This window comes from Ollibium composti (assembly GCF_004801285.1).
Classification (GTDB): domain Bacteria; phylum Pseudomonadota; class Alphaproteobacteria; order Rhizobiales; family Rhizobiaceae; genus Mesorhizobium; species Mesorhizobium composti.
Window position 1 is genome coordinate 310,174 of the sequence record NZ_SSNY01000001.1, and the last position, 20,354, is coordinate 330,527.

20 protein-coding genes are annotated in these 20,354 nt (G+C 65.0%); 12 read left to right on the forward strand and 8 right to left on the reverse strand.

Features of this window, described 5'->3' with window-relative positions; genetic code table 11:
* Window positions 1-70 precede the first annotated feature (70 nt).
* Together E6C48_RS01460 and E6C48_RS01465 are read left to right on the forward strand one after the other, a co-directional pair.
* A complete protein-coding gene (locus tag E6C48_RS01460) occupies window positions 71-952 on the forward strand; it encodes an oxidoreductase (RefSeq protein WP_136353235.1) in 882 nt (293 codons plus the stop codon).
* Window positions 953-971: 19 nt separating this feature from the next.
* A complete protein-coding gene (locus E6C48_RS01465; protein ID WP_136353236.1) occupies window positions 972-1,646 on the forward strand; it encodes a 4Fe-4S dicluster domain-containing protein in 675 nt (224 codons plus the stop codon).
* Window positions 1,647-1,649: 3 nt separating this feature from the next.
* On the opposite strand, the gene E6C48_RS01470 is transcribed toward E6C48_RS01465, so the two are convergent.
* Window positions 1,650-2,018 (reverse strand): hypothetical protein, encoded by a 369-nt coding sequence (locus E6C48_RS01470; protein ID WP_136353238.1) that lies wholly within the window; start codon window positions 2,016-2,018, stop codon window positions 1,650-1,652.
* A gap of 183 nt (window positions 2,019-2,201) precedes the next feature.
* On the opposite strand from E6C48_RS01470, the gene E6C48_RS01475 reads away from it, so the two are divergent.
* The 6 genes from E6C48_RS01475 (at window position 2,202) to E6C48_RS01500 (ending at window position 7,273) form a co-directional block, all read left to right on the forward strand.
* Window positions 2,202-2,936 (forward strand): dienelactone hydrolase family protein, encoded by a 735-nt coding sequence (locus E6C48_RS01475; RefSeq protein WP_136353240.1) that lies wholly within the window; start codon window positions 2,202-2,204, stop codon window positions 2,934-2,936.
* Window positions 2,937-2,942: 6 nt separating this feature from the next.
* Entirely contained in the window at window positions 2,943-3,371 is a 429-nt protein-coding gene (locus E6C48_RS01480) for a DUF1810 domain-containing protein (protein WP_136353242.1), read from the forward strand.
* A 109-nt stretch (window positions 3,372-3,480) separates the two neighbouring features.
* Window positions 3,481-4,041 (forward strand): RNA polymerase sigma factor, encoded by a 561-nt coding sequence (locus E6C48_RS01485; protein WP_136353244.1) that lies wholly within the window; start codon window positions 3,481-3,483, stop codon window positions 4,039-4,041.
* Between the two features lie 3 nt (window positions 4,042-4,044).
* Window positions 4,045-6,111 (forward strand): vWA domain-containing protein, encoded by a 2,067-nt coding sequence (locus E6C48_RS01490; RefSeq protein ID WP_136353246.1) that lies wholly within the window; start codon window positions 4,045-4,047, stop codon window positions 6,109-6,111.
* 205 nt (window positions 6,112-6,316) lie between these two features.
* Window positions 6,317-6,616 (forward strand): hypothetical protein, encoded by a 300-nt coding sequence (locus E6C48_RS01495; RefSeq protein WP_136353248.1) that lies wholly within the window; start codon window positions 6,317-6,319, stop codon window positions 6,614-6,616.
* Window positions 6,617-6,826: 210 nt separating this feature from the next.
* Complete coding sequence (locus E6C48_RS01500; RefSeq protein ID WP_136353250.1) at window positions 6,827-7,273, forward strand: hypothetical protein; 447 nt, start codon at window positions 6,827-6,829, stop codon at window positions 7,271-7,273.
* A 164-nt stretch (window positions 7,274-7,437) separates the two neighbouring features.
* On the opposite strand, the gene bmt is transcribed toward E6C48_RS01500, so the two are convergent.
* The 3 genes from bmt to E6C48_RS01515 form a co-directional block, all read right to left on the reverse strand.
* Window positions 7,438-8,454 (reverse strand): betaine--homocysteine S-methyltransferase, encoded by a 1,017-nt coding sequence (bmt, locus tag E6C48_RS01505; RefSeq protein WP_136353252.1) that lies wholly within the window; start codon window positions 8,452-8,454, stop codon window positions 7,438-7,440.
* A gap of 93 nt (window positions 8,455-8,547) precedes the next feature.
* The gene (locus E6C48_RS01510; protein ID WP_136353255.1) at window positions 8,548-9,153 is read right to left on the reverse strand and encodes a DUF1989 domain-containing protein; all 606 of its coding nucleotides are present in this window, start codon (window positions 9,151-9,153) and stop codon (window positions 8,548-8,550) included.
* A 32-nt stretch (window positions 9,154-9,185) separates the two neighbouring features.
* Window positions 9,186-10,040, reverse strand: a complete 855-nt coding sequence (locus tag E6C48_RS01515; protein ID WP_136353257.1) for a helix-turn-helix domain-containing protein — start codon at window positions 10,038-10,040, stop codon at window positions 9,186-9,188.
* A 219-nt stretch (window positions 10,041-10,259) separates the two neighbouring features.
* Here E6C48_RS01515 and E6C48_RS01520 point away from each other — a divergent pair, with 219 nt between their 5' ends.
* Window positions 10,260-11,270: a fatty acid desaturase gene (locus E6C48_RS01520; RefSeq protein WP_230978636.1), complete on the forward strand. Its 1,011-nt coding sequence runs from the start codon at window positions 10,260-10,262 to the stop codon at window positions 11,268-11,270.
* Window positions 11,271-11,318: 48 nt separating this feature from the next.
* The gene (locus tag E6C48_RS01525) at window positions 11,319-12,167 is read left to right on the forward strand and encodes a phosphate/phosphite/phosphonate ABC transporter substrate-binding protein (protein ID WP_136353261.1); all 849 of its coding nucleotides are present in this window, start codon (window positions 11,319-11,321) and stop codon (window positions 12,165-12,167) included.
* On the opposite strand, the gene E6C48_RS01530 is transcribed toward E6C48_RS01525, so the two are convergent.
* The 3 genes from E6C48_RS01530 to E6C48_RS01540 all read right to left on the reverse strand — a co-directional run bounded on the left by E6C48_RS01530 (window position 12,164) and on the right by E6C48_RS01540 (window position 17,006).
* On the reverse strand, window positions 12,164-14,746 hold the full coding sequence (locus E6C48_RS01530) for a GcvT family protein (protein WP_136353263.1): 2,583 nt from the start codon (window positions 14,744-14,746) through the stop codon (window positions 12,164-12,166). The two genes, E6C48_RS01525 and E6C48_RS01530, sit on opposite strands and share 4 nt — an antisense overlap.
* Complete coding sequence (locus E6C48_RS01535; protein WP_330998543.1) at window positions 14,743-15,288, reverse strand: endonuclease domain-containing protein; 546 nt, start codon at window positions 15,286-15,288, stop codon at window positions 14,743-14,745. Before E6C48_RS01535 ends, E6C48_RS01530 begins: the two co-directional genes overlap by 4 nt.
* Before the next feature lie 140 nt (window positions 15,289-15,428).
* The gene (locus tag E6C48_RS01540) at window positions 15,429-17,006 is read right to left on the reverse strand and encodes a trimethylamine methyltransferase family protein (RefSeq protein ID WP_136353265.1); all 1,578 of its coding nucleotides are present in this window, start codon (window positions 17,004-17,006) and stop codon (window positions 15,429-15,431) included.
* A gap of 334 nt (window positions 17,007-17,340) precedes the next feature.
* Here E6C48_RS01540 and E6C48_RS01545 point away from each other — a divergent pair, with 334 nt between their 5' ends.
* Together E6C48_RS01545 and E6C48_RS01550 are read left to right on the forward strand one after the other, a co-directional pair.
* Window positions 17,341-18,717, forward strand: coding sequence for an aspartate aminotransferase family protein (locus E6C48_RS01545; RefSeq protein WP_136353267.1), 1,377 nt, complete (start codon window positions 17,341-17,343; stop codon window positions 18,715-18,717).
* Between the two features lie 88 nt (window positions 18,718-18,805).
* Window positions 18,806-19,165 (forward strand): hypothetical protein, encoded by a 360-nt coding sequence (locus E6C48_RS01550; protein WP_136353269.1) that lies wholly within the window; start codon window positions 18,806-18,808, stop codon window positions 19,163-19,165.
* A gap of 247 nt (window positions 19,166-19,412) precedes the next feature.
* Here E6C48_RS01550 and mmsB read toward each other — a convergent pair whose 3' ends face one another.
* Entirely contained in the window at window positions 19,413-20,303 is an 891-nt protein-coding gene (gene mmsB, locus E6C48_RS01560) for a 3-hydroxyisobutyrate dehydrogenase (protein WP_136353272.1), read from the reverse strand.
* Between the last annotated feature and the right edge of the window lie 51 nt (window positions 20,304-20,354).

The window sequence follows — 20,354 nt, forward strand, 5'->3', positions numbered from 1 at the left end:
TTGATCTAGATTGTTTCATCAATCGAGGCGGGCCATTTTTCGTGACATCCAACCCAAGGAGTTACGAAGAATGACTGCTAACGATCGTGTCTGGTTCATCACCGGCGCCTCTTCCGGATTTGGAAAATCGCTTGCCGAGGCCGTCCTTGCGCGCGGCGAACGCGCCGTCCTTACGGCTCGCCGCATCGACCGGCTGGAGGCGGTGGCGCGCAATCATCAGGGGCGGGCGCTGGCGCTTGCGCTCGACGTGACCGATGCCGGCCAGCGTGGCAGGGCCATCGAAGCGGCAATCGCGCAGTTCGGCCGCATCGATATCCTCGCCAACATTGCCGGCCGCGGTTCCGTGGGTGCGGTGGAAGAGTTCGAGCCCGAGCAGCTTCGCGCCCAGCTGGAGCTCAACTTCTTCGCCGCCGCCGAACTCACCCGTCTGGTGCTGCCGCAAATGCGCCGGCAGGGCAGTGGCCATGTGCTCAACCTGACCAGCGTCGGGGGAGCCGTCTCCCTTGGTGGGTTCGGCGCCTATTGCGCCGGCAAGTTTGCGCTGGAGGCATGGAGCGATGCCCTTCGCGACGAGGTCGCGCCGCTGGGAATCCGGGTGACGATCGTGGAGCCGGGCAATTTTCGCACCGAATTCGCCGGCGACGTGAACATGCGGCCGGAGCGGCATCTCGACGTCTATCGGCCGCTGATCGCGCCGATCGAGGAATTTCTTTATGGACAGGCGGGGACGCAGGCAGGCGATCCCGCCAAGGCGGCGGCCCTTATGATCGAGGCCGTGGACAGCGCCAATCCGCCGGCACGCCTGATGATGGGCAAGGACGCCTTCGACCTGTACGACCGGCTGATCTCGGCACGCCACAAGGAGTTTGACGAATGGCGTGTCCGCGGCGAGGCTACCGCTTTCGACGGCGCCGAGATGATCCGGATCGGCAAGACGGAAGCCGCCGCATAGGAAGGGGAAGAACGGACCGATGACAGGCAACGGGCTGGCGGAGGCAATCGGTCGCCACGGGCTTGTCCTGCGGGGCGGCTTCGTCTTCGACAAGGGCGAGGCCGCCCCTCTTGCCCTTTCAGGCCGGCTGGCGAGATCGGTGATCCTGATCGGCAATGCCGGCGCTTCGTATTGGCCGCATTTCCGGCGTTGGCGTGAAGGTCGGCCTGCCGATCTGGAAAATCCGCTCGATACCTGGTGCCGTGAGGTGATCGGCGGGATAGCGCAGGATTTCGGGGCGCGAGCCGTTTCGCCTTCCGACCGGCCGTTCCTGCCCTTCCAGCAATGGGCGATGCGGTCGGAAGGGCTGAAATCGTCACCGCTCGGCATCCTCATGCACCCCGAATACGGGCTATGGCACGCCTATCGCGGCGCGCTGCTGTTCGATGTCGAACTCGCGGTGGAATCGGTTCACGAGCCGATTCACCTTTGCGACGCATGTGTCGGAAAACCCTGCCTGAAAGCCTGTCCAGTCGACGCCTATACGCCGGCGGGCTTCGCCTATGAGGATTGCCTTGCCCATGTGCGCGGAGCGGAGGGAAAACCCTGCCGGACCGTCGGCTGCCTCGACCGCAATGCCTGCCCCTACGGAGCCGCCTATCGCTATCCGGCAGAGGTGCACGCCTTTCACATGAAGGCTTTTGCGAAACTTTAGGCGTCAGTTGGTGTAGAGCCGGTTGTCGGCATCCGGGTCCGCCGGCACGTCGCAGGTGGTGACGTTGCCGACCGTGCGGCATGTCTTCTCCTGCATGGCGGGCGCGCATGAGGGTTCGAGCGAACCTACATTGCAGGCCGGCGGGGCCGGAAAGCCGGCGGCGGTGACCGTCTGGGCCGGGACCGCCGGGCTGGCGGGCGCCGGCAACGCCATGGCCTGAACGGGTTGCGGCGAGACAGGCGGGGTCGCCGCCATGGCAGGCGGCGGCAGCGGTTCGGCAGCGGTCGAATAGGAAAGGTTCGGCTGCTGCTGTTGCGACGTGCAGCCGGCGAGCGCCATGCCCATGAGAGCAGCCAGCAATCGGTATTTCATTCTCTGTCTCGCGTGATGGCGCGATCTTTCAGATATCCGCACCGGTAGCAAGACGGAGCGGGAAACGCGATGCTGTCTTCCCCGCACGAAATGTTGAAGGCCGACATCGGGGTGGCGCTTGCCGGAAGCTCGACGCGGGATCATGACCGGGCTATCGGAATGGACCGGGGCTGGGAGCGGACCATGGCCAAGCAGGACATCGAAATCACGACCGCCGACGGAACGGCTCGCGCCGGGCTTTTCCGCGCGCCCAACGGCGTCACGGCGGGCATCATCCTCTACATGGACGCCTTCGGGCCACGCCCGGCGCTGGACGGGATGGCCGAACGGCTCGCCGCGCTGGGCTACACCGTCTTGGTGCCGGATCTGTTCTATCGCAAGGCCCCTTACGGGCCGTTCGATGCCAAGACCGCCTTCAGCGATGAGAAGACCAGGCCGAAACTGATGGGCCTGCTGAGCGGGACGACACAGGCCACGACCATTCGCGATGGCGAAGCCTTCCTCGATGCGCTGGCGAAACATGGCGCAACCGGGCCGGTCGGCGCGGTCGGTTATTGCATGGGCGGGGCGCGGGCGCTCAACGCCGCGGCCGCCTATCCCGATCGCATCAAGGCGGCGGCCTCCTTTCACGGCGGCAACCTCGCCGGCGATAACGCCGACAGTCCGCACCGCCGCGCGGCCGAGATCAGGGCCAGTGTCTATGTCGGTACGGCGGGCGTCGATCGCAGCTTTCCGCCGGAACAGTCGGCGCGGCTCGCCGAAGCGCTGCGCGCGGCGGAAGTGGATCATGTGATCGAGAATTATGTCGGCATGGGCCATGGCTGGTGCGTGCCGGACCATTCCGTCTATGATGAAAAGGGTGCCGAGCGGCACTGGAAGCGGCTTGAGACATTCTTCGGCGAAGCGCTGGGCGGCTGAGAAACCATGACCGAGCCGCCCGATCCATTCGACCTGCAACGGTTCGTGGATGTTCAGTCACCGGTGTTCGAGACGGTGCTGCGGGAGCTGCGTGACGGCCGCAAGGCGAGCCACTGGATGTGGTTCGTCTTTCCCCAGATCGCCGGGCTGGGCGCCAGCCCGATGGCGCAGCGCTACGCGATCGGCTCGCTCGATGAGGCGCGCGGCTATCTCGGCCATCCCGTGCTTGGACAGCGTCTCAAGGCGTGCGTGGTGGCGCTGCTCGACGTTTCCGGCCGTTCGGCGCATGAAATCTTCGGCAGCCCCGACGACGTGAAGCTGTGCTCCAGCCTCACGCTCTTCGCTACGGCGGCGCCGGATGAGCCGTTGTTTGCGCGGGCTCTGGACCGTTTCTTCGATGGCCGGAAGGACCCGGCGACACTGGAACGGCTCTGATCAGACGGGCGCCGTCCTGGCGTCAAGAACGGGCACCTTCCTGCTTTCAGCAAAAAATCTTTCCTTTGCCCCAAGGAATCGCCGATAGGCTTCGTCCAACAGGCAAATGATGGCGACGATGCTGGATGAAGGCGAAGCCTCCGACAGCGAGCTGATCGGGCTGGCGAAGGACGGGGATCGAGGGGCTTTCGGCAGGCTGGTCGAAAGGCACTACGACTTCGTCTATCGCGTTGCCTACCGCTGGTGCGGCCGCAAGGCCGATGCCGAGGACATCGCCCAGGAGGTGTGCGTGCGCATCGGCCGCGCCATCCGCGACTATCGCGGCGGCGGGGCCTTCACCACCTGGCTCTATGCGCTGACGCTGAACGCCGCGCGCGATTATGCGCGCAAGTCGGCGCGCGAGGGCGCCAAGGTGCAGGCCTACGGCGTGCACGCGCTGATTTCAGGCGAAGCGCCGGAAGAAGCGGACGAGCGTGCCGACGGACTATGGGCCGCCGTGCGGCGACTGCCGGACAAGCAGCGCGACGCCGTGCTGCTCGTCTACGGCGAGGGCCTTAGCCACGCCGCCGCCGCCGAAGCGATGGCGATCTCGGAAGCCACGGTGTCCTGGCACATCCATGAAGCGAAGAAGCGGCTGAAAGTGCTGATGCGTTCAGCCGGGGAAGATTGACCGATGGTCGACGACAAGGAACTGGCAAAGCTGCGCGGCTTGCGCATTCCCGCCCCGGACCCCGAGGCGAAGATCGGCGCGTTGCATGCCGCGCTGACCGCTTTCGACGAGCCGCAGGAAAAAATTTCGACGGCGACCCAAGGAAGTGCCGAGCCGCACCGTCTCACCTCACGAGCCCCCACATTCTGGGCCGCAAAACTCTGGAGGGAGATCATGCAGAAGAAGCTCATCGCCGCGCCGGCCGCCGCCGGCCTTCTCGCCCTGCCAATTGCCGGCTATACGGCGCTCTACCTACTCGACCACCGGTCGTTCGATTTCGGCGGCGGGGAAAGCGCCATCACCGAAACGAATGCCGGGAAGCCGGCCGGCACCAAGCCGGTGGCGACGAGCGCTGCCGACAAGGACAAGCAGGCCGATACGGAAAGCCGCGACCTCGACGAGACGCTGATGGCGCCGCCCCCCGCGCCGGCGCAGGAGAGCGCGATTGCCTCCGGCAATGCGCAGAACCAGGTTCTGATGCGCGGCTTGGCGGAGCCTATGGCGAAGGCCGAAAGCCGCACCCGCGACATGGCCCAGCCCAAGGTCTATGCGCCTTCGGCCGAGGTGATGCCGGCGCCTGCCGATATGCCAGCGCCGCAGGCGGAGAACCGCGACCGCTTCGAGGACTTCAAGTCGAATCCCGTGCGCTCGGCGCTGGAGAACCCGGTTTCCACCTTCTCGATCGACGTCGATACGGCGTCCTATTCCTTCGTGCGCCGTTCGCTGAAGCAGGGTTTCCTGCCGCAGGCCGATACGGTGCGCGTCGAGGAGATGGTCAACTACTTCCCCTATGACTGGAAGGGGCCGGACAAGGCCGATACGCCGTTCAACTCGACCGTCACCGTCATGCCGGCGCCGTGGAACGCCGGGCATAAGCTGATGCACGTCGCCATCAAGGGCTACGACGTGCAACCGGCGACGCAGCCGAAGGCGAACCTCGTTTTCCTGATCGACGTGTCGGGCTCGATGAACGAACCGGACAAGCTGCCGCTGCTGAAATCGGCATTCCGGCTCTTGGTGAGCAAGCTCAAGGCCGACGACACCATCTCCATCGTCACCTATGCGGGGGACGCCGGCACGGTGCTGGAGCCAACCAGGGTGGCGGAGAAGGACAAGATCCTTCACGCGATCGACAACCTCCAGCCCGGCGGCACGACGGCCGGCGAAGCAGGCATCCGCGAGGCTTACCGGTTGGCCGAAAAAAGCTTCGTCAAGGACGGCGTGAACCGTGTGATGCTGGCCACCGACGGCGACTTCAATGTCGGCCAGACCGACGACGACGACCTGAAACGGCTGATCGAGGAAGAACGCAAGACCGGCGTGTACCTCTCGGTATTCGGCTTCGGACGGGGCAACCTGAACGACCGGATGATGCAGACCATCGCGCAGAACGGCAACGGCACGGCGGCCTATATCGACACGCTGGCGGAAGCCGAGAAGGTGCTGGTGGAGGATTCTTCCTCGACGCTGTTCCCGATCGCCAAAGACGTGAAAATCCAGGTCGAGTTCAACCCGGCCAAGGTCGCGGAATACCGGCTGATCGGCTACGAGACGCGCGCGCTGAACCGCGAGGACTTCAACAACGACCGCGTCGATGCCGGCGACATCGGCTCCGGCCATTCGGTCACCGCGATCTACGAGATCACGCCGAAGGGTACTGCGCAGCAGATCGACGACCTGCGCTACGGCGATGCCTCGACAAACAATGGCGGCGTGGCGAACCCGCAAGAATATGCTTTCGTCAAGATCCGCTACAAGCTGCCGAACGAGGATACCTCCAGGCTCATCACCACGCCGGTGACGGCCGCCAACGAGGTGTCGTCCTTCGATGCCGCCGGCACCGACCAGCGCTTTTCCGTCGCGGTCGCCGCCTTCGGCCAGAAGCTGCGCGACGAAGATGCCACGGCGAAGTTCAGCTTCGATCGGATTGCCGAGATTGCCACCGCCGCCCGAGGAACCGACCCGTTTGGGTACAGGTCCGAGTTCCTCTCTCTCGTGCGCCTTGCCTCGGCGCTGAGCGGAAAGCGGTAGTGGCGATGACGGCCCGTTCCCTTCAGATGGGATCGTTCTGATACGGGGAATGGGCCTACGGGCGGGTGAGGCAGGCCGGCAGGGGAAACCTTGCCGGCCTTTTTTTGCCTGAACCGACGGTTGGATAAAATGCCGTGGATTTCCGGTACGGCTTTGAAAGCGGCTGTCGCTATCGGTCCCGTGCAAGACGTTGAGGGAGCGGTTCGTGCAGATCTTCGGTTCAGCGCCCAGGGTGATCGACCGGTCGCATTGGGGGACGGGTTCCACCTATGAGAGCGCCAACAAGGTCGGCTCGCATCCCGCCGATGCCGCTCTTCTCAGGCGCGATGTCGCGGGTGAGCCGGGCCGGAGCGCCGCCATTCCGGCGCTGCGCCGCGAAGGTTTCGGCTCGACATCGAAGGTCAGCGATCCGCGCGCATCCGATGCGCTGATGCAGATGCGCGGCGACAACGGCGCCAGCGCGGATCAGGCTTCGGTGTTCGCGGCCTACAGCGAAAACGACTGAAAATCCCGTCAGGCCGGACCTGGAGCGGTTCCTGTTTAAACGGAATCGTTGGAATCGCTCCATCTTTTTGATTTGGGCGCATTTCCGGACGCAAAACCGCTTCACACTTTTGCTGGAAATGCTCCAGGCGTGGTTGCACGCGCAAGTTCCAGATACAGTCGGCGCGGCGAAACTGGTCTCGCCGATTAATGGGACGACAAAGGGCAAGGCATGCCGAACGGCGGTCTGGACGAATGGGACATCGCGCGACGCGGGCTGCGCTCGATCTCTTCGCCGGAGATCAAGTCCTTCTGGGACGGCTACATCGCCCACCGCCGCCCGGTCCCGATCGAGCGCGGCAGCCTCTATTCGCGCTGGCGACGGGTGTCGGACGACCTCGTGATTTCGCTCTACCTGACGAACCGCAGCGTCGGCCTGTTCGTCAGGGGGCAGCGCGGCGAGCGCTATCGCACGACGCTCAATCGCCTGTCCGGCCATGAACCGCAACTCGGCGAAGCGCTCGGCGCCAGCCTGAGCGGCTATGTGGGCTGCTGCTATCTCATGAACCTGCCGCTGCCGGTGACCGATCCGGGAAGCTGGCCGCAGGCCTATGCCTGGCTGGAGGAGCAGGAAGAGTTCTACCACCGCGTCCTGAATGATCTTTTGAAAATTCCGTGAGGCCGAATCGAAAACGGCGTCTGAGTGCGCTCCGGTGCTCACGTACCTGATGTACGCTCCGCTCCGGTGCTCGCCAGCCACCGTTTCCGACTCGGCCTGACGGCTTTTCAGAAGATCTCTGAGCGTTTTCCAGCAAGGTAGAAAAGGCTGGCTGAGCCTGCCCGTCAGGCCCGTTGGCGCCGCCGCTCGCGACGGCCTTCGCCGTCATTGCCGCCGTTCTCGCTGGCCGCCTTGTTGCGCAGGGGGCCGATGCGCTCGACAATGGTCTCCAGCGTCGGGCGCTGTTCCTTGGCGTGCGCGTCGAGCGCCTTGCGCATGGCGGCCAGATGGGCGAACGAAGTGCCGCAGCAGCCGCCGACGATCTTGGCGCCGGCGTCCACCGCCAGCCGCACATAGTCGGACATCAGCTCGGGCGTGCCGGAATAGTGGATTTCCGAGCCGCGGAATTCGGGGATGCCGCAGTTGCCCTTGACAATGACCGTCGCCTCCGGCTTCGCCGCCGTCATGTCAAGCAGGGAGGCCAGGATATCGGAGGCGCCGACGCCGCAATTGGCTCCGACGCCGAGCGGCGCTTGCGCCAGGCCGTCGGCGACGGCATGGATGTCCTTCGGCAGCAGGCCCATCATGGTGCGGCCGGCGGTGTCGAAGGAGCCGGTATAGGTGTAGGGCAGGCCGACGCGAATGGCGGCTTCGGCGGCGGCGCGGATTTCGTCGGGCGCCGACATGGTCTCGATCCAGGCGACTTCGGCGCCGCCGGCCTTCAGCCCCTCGATCTGCTCGGCGAAGGCGTCCACCGCGTCCTCGTAGGTCATGGCGCCGAGCGGGACCAAGAGTTCGCCGGTCGGCCCGACCGAGCCGGCGACGATGACCTTGCGGCCGGCCTTGTCGGCGACCGAGCGGGCGATCTCGGCGGCGCGCTTGTTCAGCTCGAACACGCGCCCCTGTGCGTGGTGCAGCTTCAGGCGGTGGCGGGTGCCGCCGAAGGAATTGGTAAGGATGATGTCGGCGCCGGCATCGACGAAGCCCTGGTGCAGCTTGACGATGGTTTCGGGCGCCGTCTCGTTCAGTAGTTCCGGCGCTTCGCCGGCGGCCAGCCCCATGGCGAACAGGTTGGTGCCCGTGGCGCCGTCGGCCAGAAGCACGCCTTTCTCTGCGATGAGGGCGTCGATGGGGTTCGTCATGCGAGTGCTTTCCGGATCGGGGAGTTGAATAAGGATATAAAGAATTCTTTATATGTGGTCAACGGTATCCCTTTCGGAAATGCTCGTCGCCGCTCAGTCTTCCGCGGCAAGCACCTCCACCTCGATCTCCGTGCAGGCGTCGCCGTTCGTCGGGTGATGGTCGACGCTGCAGGCGGTGACGATGACCAGCAGGTCGCGCTCCGCCCGCAACCGGACATAGGCGCCGGGCGGGTTGATGGATGCGGCGACGACCAGCGTGCCGTCCGCTGCGGGCAGCGAATTCTGGAAGAAGTCGACCGGGTCGGGCGTGAAGGGGAACGAGACGCCTGCCTCGGTCAGCGCCTTGTGCAGGTTGGCGGCGCAGCTGGGGTGGTCCTCGAAGCCGGCGCGCCGGTAGAGTGCTGGATTGCAGGCCGGAAAGAGCATGTCGTGCGGGCCGGGCGAGGCGTCCTCGACCAGGGTGAGTAGCTTTTCGCCGGACATGCCGTAAAAACTCTCTCCGACGGTCGGGAACAGCCGCTCGATGATGTCGCGCGTCTGCGATGCGCTCAGCCAGTCGAGATTGCCGTCGGTGGAGAACGCCCACAGGTCGGCCACCTGCGCGCCCTTCGGGTCGGTGATGCGCAACTGCTGGCCTTTGGCGAGACGGAATGCGTGGCCGGACTGCGGGGGGATGACGGTTCGTTCGGTCTCCTGCATGGCAAGTCTCCCTTGCTGCGCGAAAGCGATGCTCAGCCGACGCCGGTGAATGTCTCGTCGGCAAGGCTTTGGGTGAAGGCGGCGGCCTCGTGGGCGTTGATCTCCGCAGCGCGGATGAGCTGGTCGAAATGGCCGGTCAGCGTGCGGATCGGGGCCGGAGCGTTCAACACCAGATACATATCACCGACATAGATAGCCGCGCGATACGGCCCGAATATGGTGTAGGGGATCGAATAGCGCATGCGGCCGTCATAGAGGAACAGGCGGAAGGTCGGGTAGAGATCGTCCAGGAGTGCTGCCATGTGCAGGAGCTGGGCACGCCGCTCTTGCGGCGGGAAACCGTTCCAGATGCCGAGCCCGCGCGCGAAGATCTCCAGCGTGTGGCGCGGCATGCACACCTCCATGTCCGTTTCCGGCCGGCGGCTGTAGTCGATGCGGTACTGCGTCTCGTCGGCCTGCGCCTCGCGGTTGCGGTTGGTGATGCCGGCCTCGTAGTCAACCAGCGCTTCCGTGCGCAAAAGGTCGGGGATGCCGGCCGGCACGTAGCGGATCTTGGTGCCGACGGCCTCGGCGTGCCACTTCGCCAGCAGGGTCCGGTCGAAGCCGCCCGAGGCCTCCTCGATCTCCAGGCTTTCGCGGATCTCGCCGGTGACGCCTTCGTCGTGCGACAGGCCGAGCAGCCAGTCGAGCGACACCTTGAACTCGGCGGCGATGGCAAGCAACGTTTCGGCGCGGGGCAGACGGGTGGAGGCGCCCGACAGGAGTTGCGACAGCGCCGAACGGTCAATGCCGACGGTGGCGGCAAAGGCCGACCGGTTCAGGTCGGATCGTGTCAGGAGCAGCTTAAGGCGCTCGCGGAAAAGGGTGGAGAGATCGCGCTTGTCCATCGGGCCGGACTCACTGCTAGAGGAAAAATTTGCCCAGTGCAGGGCGTATTCCCTGGCTGCGGGTAAATGAATCCTTCCATTTGTTTACTAAGTGTAACATCTGATGCTCAAGCGGCGCAATCGCAACAGTTTGTGCGCATTGTCGCGTTGCGGCTACTCCGTGTCTGCTGACACAATACTGTCAGGAGTCGAATCATGGTTCCGGCAAGCGGTGAAGGCATGGCACGCAGACGAGGCAGGACTGGAAGGGCGGCGGCGGTCGAATGGCCGACCGTCCTGCTGGCCGCCGTCTGCTACGGTGCCTGGCTGGCGGCCGGCCTGCTGCTTTGGCCGTCCTATCCGGTGCTCGCGCTGGTCCTGCTGACCTTCACCGTCGCGTTGCAATCGTCGTTGACGCATGAGGTGCTGCACGGCCATCCGACGCGCAACGCGCTGGTCAACGAGGCTTTCGTCTGCCTGCCCATCGGGCTTGTGTGGCCCTACCGTCGCTTCAAGACGCTGCATCTGCGCCATCACGCCGACGAACGGCTGACCGATCCGCTGGACGACCCCGAAAGCTACTACAAGGCGCTGTGGATGCACGAAGCCCTGCCGGGCTGGATGCAGACGCTGCTCAAGGTCAACAACACCATGGCAGGGCGCTTTTTCCTCGGGCCTTGGCTATCGATGATCGGCTTTTTCATCGACGACTTCCGCCAGGCCGCGGCCGGCGACAAGGCGATCCGCAAGGCCTGGCTGCTGCACGGCATTGGCCTGGCAATAGTGCTGCCGCTCGTCGCCTACGGCTTCGGCATGCCGCTGTGGCTCTACGTGCTGGTGCCGATGTGGTTCGGCCAATCGCTGATCGCCATCCGCACCTTCGCCGAGCATCAGTGGTCGGAGCATCCGGAGGGGCGCACCATCATCGTCGAGCGCTCGCCGCTGTCGCTGCTGTTCCTCAACAACAACCTGCATTTCGTTCATCACAAGAAGCCGACCGTGGCATGGTACAGCCTGCCGAAGCTGTTCCGCGACGACCGCGAGGCATGGCTGAAGGCCAACAACGGCTATGCCTACGCGAACTATTTCGCCCTGTTGAAAGCCTATGCCTTCAAGGCGAAGGAACCGGTGGTGCATCCCGTTCTGCGGCGTCAGCCGGAACATGGCCGGGCGTTCAAGCCGCGGGTGCGAGCGCGCTCCGTCACCGGCGCCGGCACCGCTCCCGTGCCAGCCGAGCCGCCGAAAGAGTGAGCTGGTTGCCGGCTTGCATTCGGGCTCGCGCTCCCGGCAGATGATGCGATGAGCCGATTCATTGCCGCCTTGCCGATGTACGACTGGCCGGAAGTCCGTACCGAGACGGATGCCCAATGGGTGCGGCTGCGGGACGCCCTGCGCCGGCGCGGCGTGGATGCGCCGGATGCGTTGACGCGGACCAACATGCCGGATGGCAGCTTGGAGCCTGCCGCGCTGTGGCGCGATCCGGCGCTGCTGTTCGCACAGACCTGCTGGGGGCCTATGGGGCTGGGGTTGGCAGACCATGTGCAGGTGATCGGCCAGCCGGACTACTCGGATTTCGAAGGCGGACAGGGGGAGTTTTATTCGAGTGCCGTGGTGATGCGGCGGGGTGCTGCCGATGGAGATGTCGGCGTCGGTTCACCCCCACCCCTAACCCCTCCCCGCAAGGGGGAGGGGCACTTGGCAAGCGGCAGTTCTCCCTCCCCCTTGCGGGGAGGGGTTAGGGGCGGGGGTAGCGGCGACCGGGCTGGTCCTCCCATTCCCGTCGATCTCCTGCGCGGCAAACGCTTTGCGTTCAACGGCACCGATTCCATGTCTGGCATCCTGGCCCTGACCAGCGATCTGGAAGCGATGGGCGAGGGCATCGGCATCTTTTCGGAGCGCATCGTCAGTGGCGGTCATCGCGCATCGATCGTCGCCGTCGCCAAGGGCAGAGCCGATGTCGCGGCCATCGACTGCCGTAGCTGGGCGATGGCGCAGCGCTTCGAGCCGGCAGTGAAGGAGCTTGCCGTCGTCGGCTGGACCGGCAGGCGCAAGGGCCTGCCTTACATATGCGCGCAAGGCCTGCCGCGGGAAACGGTTGACGCCTTGCTCGAGGCGGCAACCGAAGCCGGTATGCTTGTTGCCTCCTAACCGCGCATCTTCTCGCCGCTCGGATCGAACAGCGGTTCGATATTGATGCGGGCGGGGCGGCGCTTGCCGAGGATCTCGATCTCGAACAGGCCGGCGTCTTCCTTGTCGGCAAGGGCGGCCGGCACGTAGCCTTGCGCCATGGATTTTTCGACGTGGTGGGCGTAGCCGCCAGACGTCACCCAGCCGACGACGCGCCAGTCGCCGTCGACGATGCCGCGGATGGAGGAGGCGCCTTCGTCCGCCGCCGAGACGCGTACTTCCTTGCCCTTGGCGTCGAAGCGCGGGGCGCCGTAACCGTGCGGCTTGTCCACCGTGCCGTAGTCGGTCCAGACCTTCGCCCAGATCGGCTCGTCGCCCATCACGTCGGCGTCTAGCGCATCGACGACGAAGGAGACGCGCTTCAGCTTCGGGCCTGCTTCCAGTTCCTTCGCGGCGGCGTCGCGGCCGATGAAGTCGTTCTTCTCCATCTTGATGAAGCGCTCCATGCCGCCCTCGAACGGCCCGTAGATCGGCCGAAGCTCGCGGAACCATGTCGGGAAATTCTTCTCCAGCCGCATGGACAGCAGCGCGCGCATGCCGAAATCGACGAGGCCGAGTTCTTTTCCCGCCTCCTTGATCGCCTTGTAGACGAGGCGCTGGTAGGCCGGCTGCATCCAGATCTCGTAGCCGAGATCGCCGGTATAGGTGATGCGGTTGACCATGCAGGGCGCGCCGCCGACCGCCATCTCGCGGAAGTCCATGAAGCGGAAGGCCTTGGACGATACGTCCACGTCTACAAGCTTCTGCAGGAGCTCCTGGCTTTTGGGCCCAGCGATGGAAAGGCCGACCAGCGTCTGGTCGAAGCGATGGATGCGCACCGATCCGTCCTTCGGCAGGTGCTTTTCGAACCAGCGCATGTGGTACTTCGCGGCGGCCGAGGAGCCCCAGACCATGAATCGGTCTTCTCCACCCCTTGGGCCCGCATGCGCGATGGTGAAGTCGCCGATCAGCTTGCCGAATTCGTTGAGCATCGGCGACAGCACGATGCGGCCCTTCTTCGGCATGCGGTTGGTGAGGATGCGGTTGAGGAAGGCTTCCGCACCCGGTCCGCTGAATTCGTACTTGGCGAAGTTGGCGATCTCGGTGACGCCGACGCTTGTCCGCACGGCGCGCACTTCCTCGCCGATCGGGCCAAAGTCGTTGGAACGGTGGAAGGAGACAATGTCCTTCGGCTCCGAGCCCTTCGGCGCGAACCACAGCGGCGTTTCGAGCCCCCAACTGTCGCCCATCACCGCATTCTGCGCCACCATCGTGTCGTAGAGCGGCGTCGTCTGCGCCGGGCGGGCGGCCGGCAGTTCCTCGTTGGGGAAGCGGATGGAGAAGCGGCGCGAATAGTTTTCGCGCACCTTGGCGTTGGTGTAGCGCAGGCCCGCCCATTCGCCCCAGCGGGCGACGTCCATACCCCAGACGTCGAAGCCCGGATCGCCGTTCACCATCCAGTTGGAGAGTGCTAACCCCACGCCGCCGCCCTGCGAAAAACCGGCCATGACGGCGCAGGCGCACCAGAAATTGGTCAGGCCCTGCACCGGCCCGACCAGCGGGTTGCCGTCCGGCGCGAAGGTGAAGGGGCCGTTGATGACCTGCTTGATGCCGGCATTGGCGATGCCGGGAAAGTGGCGGAAGCCGACTTCCAGCGAAGGCGCGATGCGGTCGAGGTCGGGGATCAAGAGTTCGTGGCCGAAATCCCACGGCGTGTTGACCGGCGACCACGGCTTGCACGCCTTCTCGTAGGTGCCGAGCAGCACGCCGTTGCGCTCCTGGCGGGTGTAGATCTCGCCTTTGAAGTCGAGCACGCCGACCATCTCGCGGCCGGTTTCCTTGTTGAAGGCTTCCACTTCCGGCATCGGCTCGGTGAGCAGGTACATATGCTCCATGGCCAGCAGCGGCAGTTCGACGCCGACCATGCGGCCGACCTCGCGTGCCCACAGGCCGCCGCAGTTCACCACATGCTCGGCTTTCACCGTGCCCTGCTCGGTGACGACGTTCCAAGTGCCGTCCGGCTCCTGCGTCAGCTCGACCACGCGGTTGCGCAGCACGATCTCGGCGCCCAGCTTGCGCGCCGCCTTGGCGTAGGCATGCGTGGTTCCGGACGGATCGAGATGGCCTTCCACCGGGTCCCACATGGCGCCGACGAAATGCTTTTCGTCCATCAGCGGGAACATTGCCTTGGCTTCCGACGGCGTGATGAGTTCGGTGTCCATGCCGAGATAGCGGCCCTTGGCGTGGGCGAGGCGCAGGAAATCCATGCGCTCCGGGCTGTCGGCCAGCATGACGCCGCCAGTCAGGTGCAGCGAGCAGGACTGGCCGGAAAGCTCTTCCAGTTCCTTGTAGAGCTGGACGGTATAGGCCTGCAGCTTGGCGACGTTGGGGTCGCCGTTCAGCGTGTGGAAGCCGCCGGCCGCGTGCCAGGACGAGCCGGAAGTCAGTTCCGACCGTTCGATCAGCATGACGTCGGTCCAGCCGGCGCGGGCAAGGTGATAAAGCACCGAACAGCCGACGACACCGCCGCCGATGACAACCGCTTTTGCGTGGGATTTCATGTGGTTGGTCTCATGTTTTCAGGATTTGAGTCGAAATTGGGTTGGTGCTCGGCCACATGATTAAAAGTCATGTGCTCTAACTCGGGGCTGTCGACAGGCTTCGCGAGGGCAAAGCGGATGTCGTTCGCCCCGACGTTTTCGGCGAGTCGCCCATCAAGCGCGGCCAGGATCGTTTCGCAGACGGATGTCCGGTGCTTCAGGACATCATGGTTCCAGAAGCGCAGGATGGAATAACCATGTGAGCGAATGGAGTCGTCGCGGCGGCGGTCATAAGAACTGTCGGCGTGCTGGGAGCCGTCGATTTCGACGATTAGCTTTTTCTTTCGGCAGCAGAAATCGACGAAGTAGGGACCGATCGGGAATTGACGGGTGAAATGATGGCCGCAGAGTCGGCGCCCCTTCAATTCTTTCCAGAGAGCCCCTTCGGCGCTGTTGTCGAGCCATCTGAGGGCACGGGCTCTTTCCGTCGTGCCGGCCTTTCTGCGCGTGCGCGATTTCGGTAGGTCGTTCCCCCTCTCCGTCATACCCTTCGGGTATGCCACCTCTCCCCCACTTCGTGAGGGGAGAGGATGGGCGCTAGGTGTTGCTGCCGGCTTATCCTCCACCTCGCGAAGCGGGGGGGAGGTGTCGCGGGCGTCAGCCCGTGACGGAGGGGGGGCTTTGTTGGTCAAAGCCAAACCCCTCAAAAATCCGTCGGCGCGCCGCCTTCGGCGATGCGGCGCTCGACGAAGGCGTTCAGTTCGTCGCGGGTGGCGGGGTCGATGTAGGGCTCTTCGTAGCTCGCCAGCCGGTCCTTCCAGATGCGGTTGGCTTTCTCGACGGCCGTCGGCGCGCCGTGCTCGGCCCATGTCTCGTAGTTGCGCCAGTCGGAGATGACGGGCTGGTAGAAGGCGGTCTTGTAGCGGTCCTGCGTGTGCTGCGTGCCGAAGAAGTGGCCGCCGGGGCCGACGTCGCGGATGGCGTCGACCGCCAGCGCCGCCTCGGACAGATCGAGCGGCGTGAGGAACTCGGCCACCATCTGCAACAGGTCGATATCGAGGATGGTCTTCTCGTAGGAACAGGTGAGGCCGCCTTCCAGCCAGCCGGCGGCATGCTTGATGAAGTTGCCGCCCCCCTGCATGCAGCCCCACAGCGAAAAGACGCTTTCATAGGCCGCCTGCGCATCGACCGAATTGGCGGCGCAGACGTTGGAGGTGCGGTAGGGGATTTTGTAGCGCCGCGCCAGTTGCCCGCCGACGAGCTGCGCCTTCATGTATTCGGGCGTGCCGAAGGCCGGGGCGCCGGATTTCATGTCGACATTGGAGGTGAAGCCGCCATAGCCGACCGGCGCGCCTTGTTTCACCATCTGGGCGAAGGCGATGCCGGCCAACGCCTCGGCGTTCTGCTGCACCAGCGCGCCGGCCACCGTCACCGGCGCCATGGCGCCGGCCAGCGTGAAGGGCGTGACGATCACCACCTGGCCGTGCGAGGCCATCTGGATGATGCCTTCCATCATCGGGATATCGAGCTTCAAGGGCGAGTTGGTGTTGATGATGGTGAGCAGCGACGGCTCCCGGACGAACTGCTCCATCGGCACGCCACGGCCGATGCGGGCGATCTCGATGCCGTCCAGGTTGCGCTCGCGGCCGAGCGAATAGGCATGGAAGGCCTTGTCGGTCAGAAGCACGAAATCGCGCAGGCATTCCAGATGCCGGACCGCCGGGTGGATATCGACCGGCTCTACGGGATAGCCGCCGGTGACGTGCAGGATGTTGTGCATCTGGCCGAGCCTGACCAGATTGCGGAAGTCCGCCTGGTTGCCGGCGCGGCGGCCGCGATCGGTGTCGGAGCAGTTCGGCGCCGACGCCATCTGCGAGAATATGATGTTGTCGCCACCGAGTTGCACGTTGTGCGCGGGATTGCGGGCATGAAGCGTGAATTCGGACGGCGCGTGGGCGATCAGCTCCAGGATCATGTCGGCGTCGAAGCGCACCCGTTCGGTGCCGTCGCGCACATCGGCGCCGTGCGCCTTCATGATGCGGCGCGCCTCCTCGTGCAGCACGTCGACGCCGATCTCCTTCAGCACCCTGAGCGACGCCAGATGGATGTGCTCCAGTTCATCCTCGGAGATGAAGGGCGTCGGCTTCAGCGGGTTCCGAAGCTGCCGGAACACCGGCTGGTCGAAAGCGGCCGCGCCGCCGGCGCGCTTGCCCGCCCGGCCGCCGCGGCGGGCGCGTTCGGCGTGTGCGGTCGGTTCGGTGGCGGGCAGGGCTGCGGTCATGACGATGGCTCACGATAGGCGATTGCGGCGGCGATAATGGACCTCCGCCGAGGACGCGATTGCGGAGGTGGCGACCCATTGGGCAAGGGAAACGACATTGCCGTGGCGCGGTGCGTCCACTTCGTCCCTCTTGCCGCCGCAAGGGCGGTAAGGCATGATTTCGCCATGCGAATGAAGGGGATCATCGCCGGTATCACGCTGCTCACCTGCTCGCGGCGCACGCGCCATGCCGAGCTGCTCAGGCTGTGCGCGCGCATCGGCTATTCGCCGCCCGCGCTTTCCTGACATCCATGCCGGCACGCCGCCGGATCGATTCAACAGGAAGGAGCCAATCATGAGCTACCAGAACTATTCGCTGAAGCAGCTTCAGCAGATCGACGCCTCGCATCACCTGCATCCCTTCACCGACCACAAGGAACTGCGCGAGGCCGGCTCGCGCATCATCACTCGCGCAGACGGGCCTTACATCTACGATTCGGAAGGCAACGAGTTGCTCGACGGCATGGCCGGCCTGTGGTGCGTGGCGGTCGGCTATGGCCGCGACGAACTGGCGGACGCCGCCTACAAGCAGATGAAGGAGCTGCCCTACTACAATTCCTTCTTCAAATGCTCGACGCCGACGCCGGTGCTGCTTTCGCAGAAGCTGGTCGAGATCGCACCGGAAGGCATCAGCCAGGTCTTCTACGGCTCGTCCGGCTCGGAGGCCAACGACACGGCGGTGAGGCTGGTGCGTCATTACTGGGCGCTCGAAGGCAAGCCGGAGAAGAACTGCATCATTTCGCGCAAGAACGCCTATCACGGCTCGACCGTCGCCGGCACGTCGCTCGGCGGCATGGAGGCCATGCACAAGCAGCTCGGCGGTGCGGTGCCGAACATCGTGCATGTGATGATGCCCTACGCCTACGAGCTTGCGCTGCCCGGCGAGAGCGACCACGATTTCGGCCTGCGCGCGGCGAAGGCCGTCGAGGACGCCATCCTGGAGGCGGGGGCCGACAAGGTGGCCGCCTTCATCGGCGAGCCGATCATGGGAGCCGGCGGCGTCAAGATCCCGCCGATGAGCTACTGGCCGGAGGTCGAGCGCATCTGCCGCAAATACGACGTGCTTTTGATGCTGGACGAAGTCATCACCGGCTATGGCCGCACCGGCGAGTGGTTCGCGGCGCAGTCGTTCGGCGTCAGGCCGGACACGATCACCACCGCCAAGGCGCTGACCTCCGGCTATCAGCCGCTGTCGGCGCTGCTTGTCGGCGACCGCATCGCCTCCACGCTGGTCGAGAAAGGCGGCGAGTTCGCCCACGGCTACACCTATTCGGGCCACCCGGTGGCCTGCGCGGTGGCGCTTGCCAACATCGACATCATCGCGCGCGAAGGGCTGGTGGAGCGGGTGAAGAACGATACCGGTCCCTATTTCGCGCAGGCGCTTGGGGAACGCATCGCCGATCATCCGCTGGTCGGCGAAGTGCGCTCCTTCGGCCTGATGGGAGCCATCGAGATCGTCAAGGACAAGGCGACGAAGGAGCGTTTCAGCCCGTCGGGAAGTGCGGCCGTCGTCGTGCGCGACCACGCCATCGACAACGGCATGATGATGCGCGCCACCGGCGACACGATGATCCTGTCGCCGCCGCTGATCTGGACGCGCGACACCATCGACATGGCCTGCCGGCGCATCCGCAAGGCGCTTGACCTCGCGGAAGCCGATCTGCGGCGCTGAACGATCCGCGCCACCGGACGGAACGATCCGCCCGGTGGCGCCTTTCACACATTCATTGACGGGTGGGCATCGAGGGGCGGGGACGAACATGCAGAAACGGACGGGCTTCGGCGTCGGCCTTGCCGGCGGCGATCTCCTGCTGGCGCCGATGGTGGTCTGGCTCAGGCTGCCGGCCCTGATGGGCGAGGCAAGCCACCCCGATCACTGGCCGCGCGAATCGTTCCGCGCCGTGGCGGAGAAGGCGGCAGCGGCAACGGAAGGCCTTGTCGCCGCGCAGATTTCGATGGCCGTGTCGGTGGCCTCTTTCTGGCCGGAGCTGCTATCTGGACAGGTGCCGTCGATCTGGAACGGCGTCGCGCTCCAGCGTTCGGTCGATGCGGCGTTGCGCCCGGCAGGCCGGCGCGTACGGGCGAACTACAGGCGCCTGTCGGCGAAAGCGTCGGGCTGAACGCAAAAACCGCGCTCCCGAGGAACGCGGCTTTGCCAGATACGCATGGCCGACGCTTACAAACGCTGCGAAGGCATCGGCTCCGGTACGCGAGACCTGATCCGGAGCGCGGGCGGTGCGTGATGTCCGCCTCGCAATCCGTTCTACAGGCACATCGTTACCGCGTGGTTAGCGAGAGCTTAAGCAAACCTAAATTTGTAACTTTTATCGCCGCGAATTTTAGAAAAAGCGGAATGAGCTTCGAGGTTTACGCGGCGTCACCGCGCAGGAAATTGATGATGCCGGAGAAATCGGTGCCGGCGCCTCCCTGCGCGTTGAAAAGCGCATAGAGCTGCGCGGCCTCGGCGCCCAGCGGCGTCACGGCGCCGGACGCCTGGGCAGCTTCCTGCGACAGTTTCAGGTCCTTCAGCATGAGGGCTGCGGCAAAGCCCGGCTTGTAGTCCTTGTTGGCGGGGGAGGCCGGCACGGGGCCGGGAACCGGGCAGTAGGTGGTGAGCGACCAGCACTGGCCCGACGAGGTGGAAGCGACGTCGAACAGCGCCTGATGCGAGAGGCCGAGCTTTTCGGCCAGCACGAAGGCTTCCGCCACGCCGATCATGGAAATGCCGAGCAGCATGTTGTTGCAGATCTTGGCGGCCTGGCCGGCGCCGTCGCCGCCGCAATGGACGATGCGCCCGGCCATCGGTTTGAGTACCGGTTCGGCGCGGGCGAAGGCATCCTCGGCGCCGCCGGCCATGAAGGTCAGGGTGCCGGCCGAAGCGCCGCCGGTGCCGCCGGAGACAGGCGCATCGACGGAGGCATGGCCGTTCTTCTGGGCGATGGCGTGCGCCTTGCGCGCCGATTCGACGTCGATGGTGGAGGAATCGATGAACAGGCTGCCTGCCTTGGCCTTCGGCGCGATGTCGTCGTAGACCGCAAGCACATGCTTGCCGGCGGGCAGCATGGTGATGACGACATCGGCATCCTTCACGGCGGCGGCCGCATTCGCCATGACGGTGACGCCGTGATCCTTCGCCATCGTCAGGTTCTCCGGCACGAGATCGAAGCCGAGCACGGCATGGCCCGCCTTGACGAGGTTGGCAGCCATCGGGTTGCCCATGTTGCCGAGACCGATGAAGGCGATGGTTGGGGTGGCCATGATTCGAATTTCCTTCTGCTGTGCCGGACTAGAGGGCAGTAAGGCGATAAG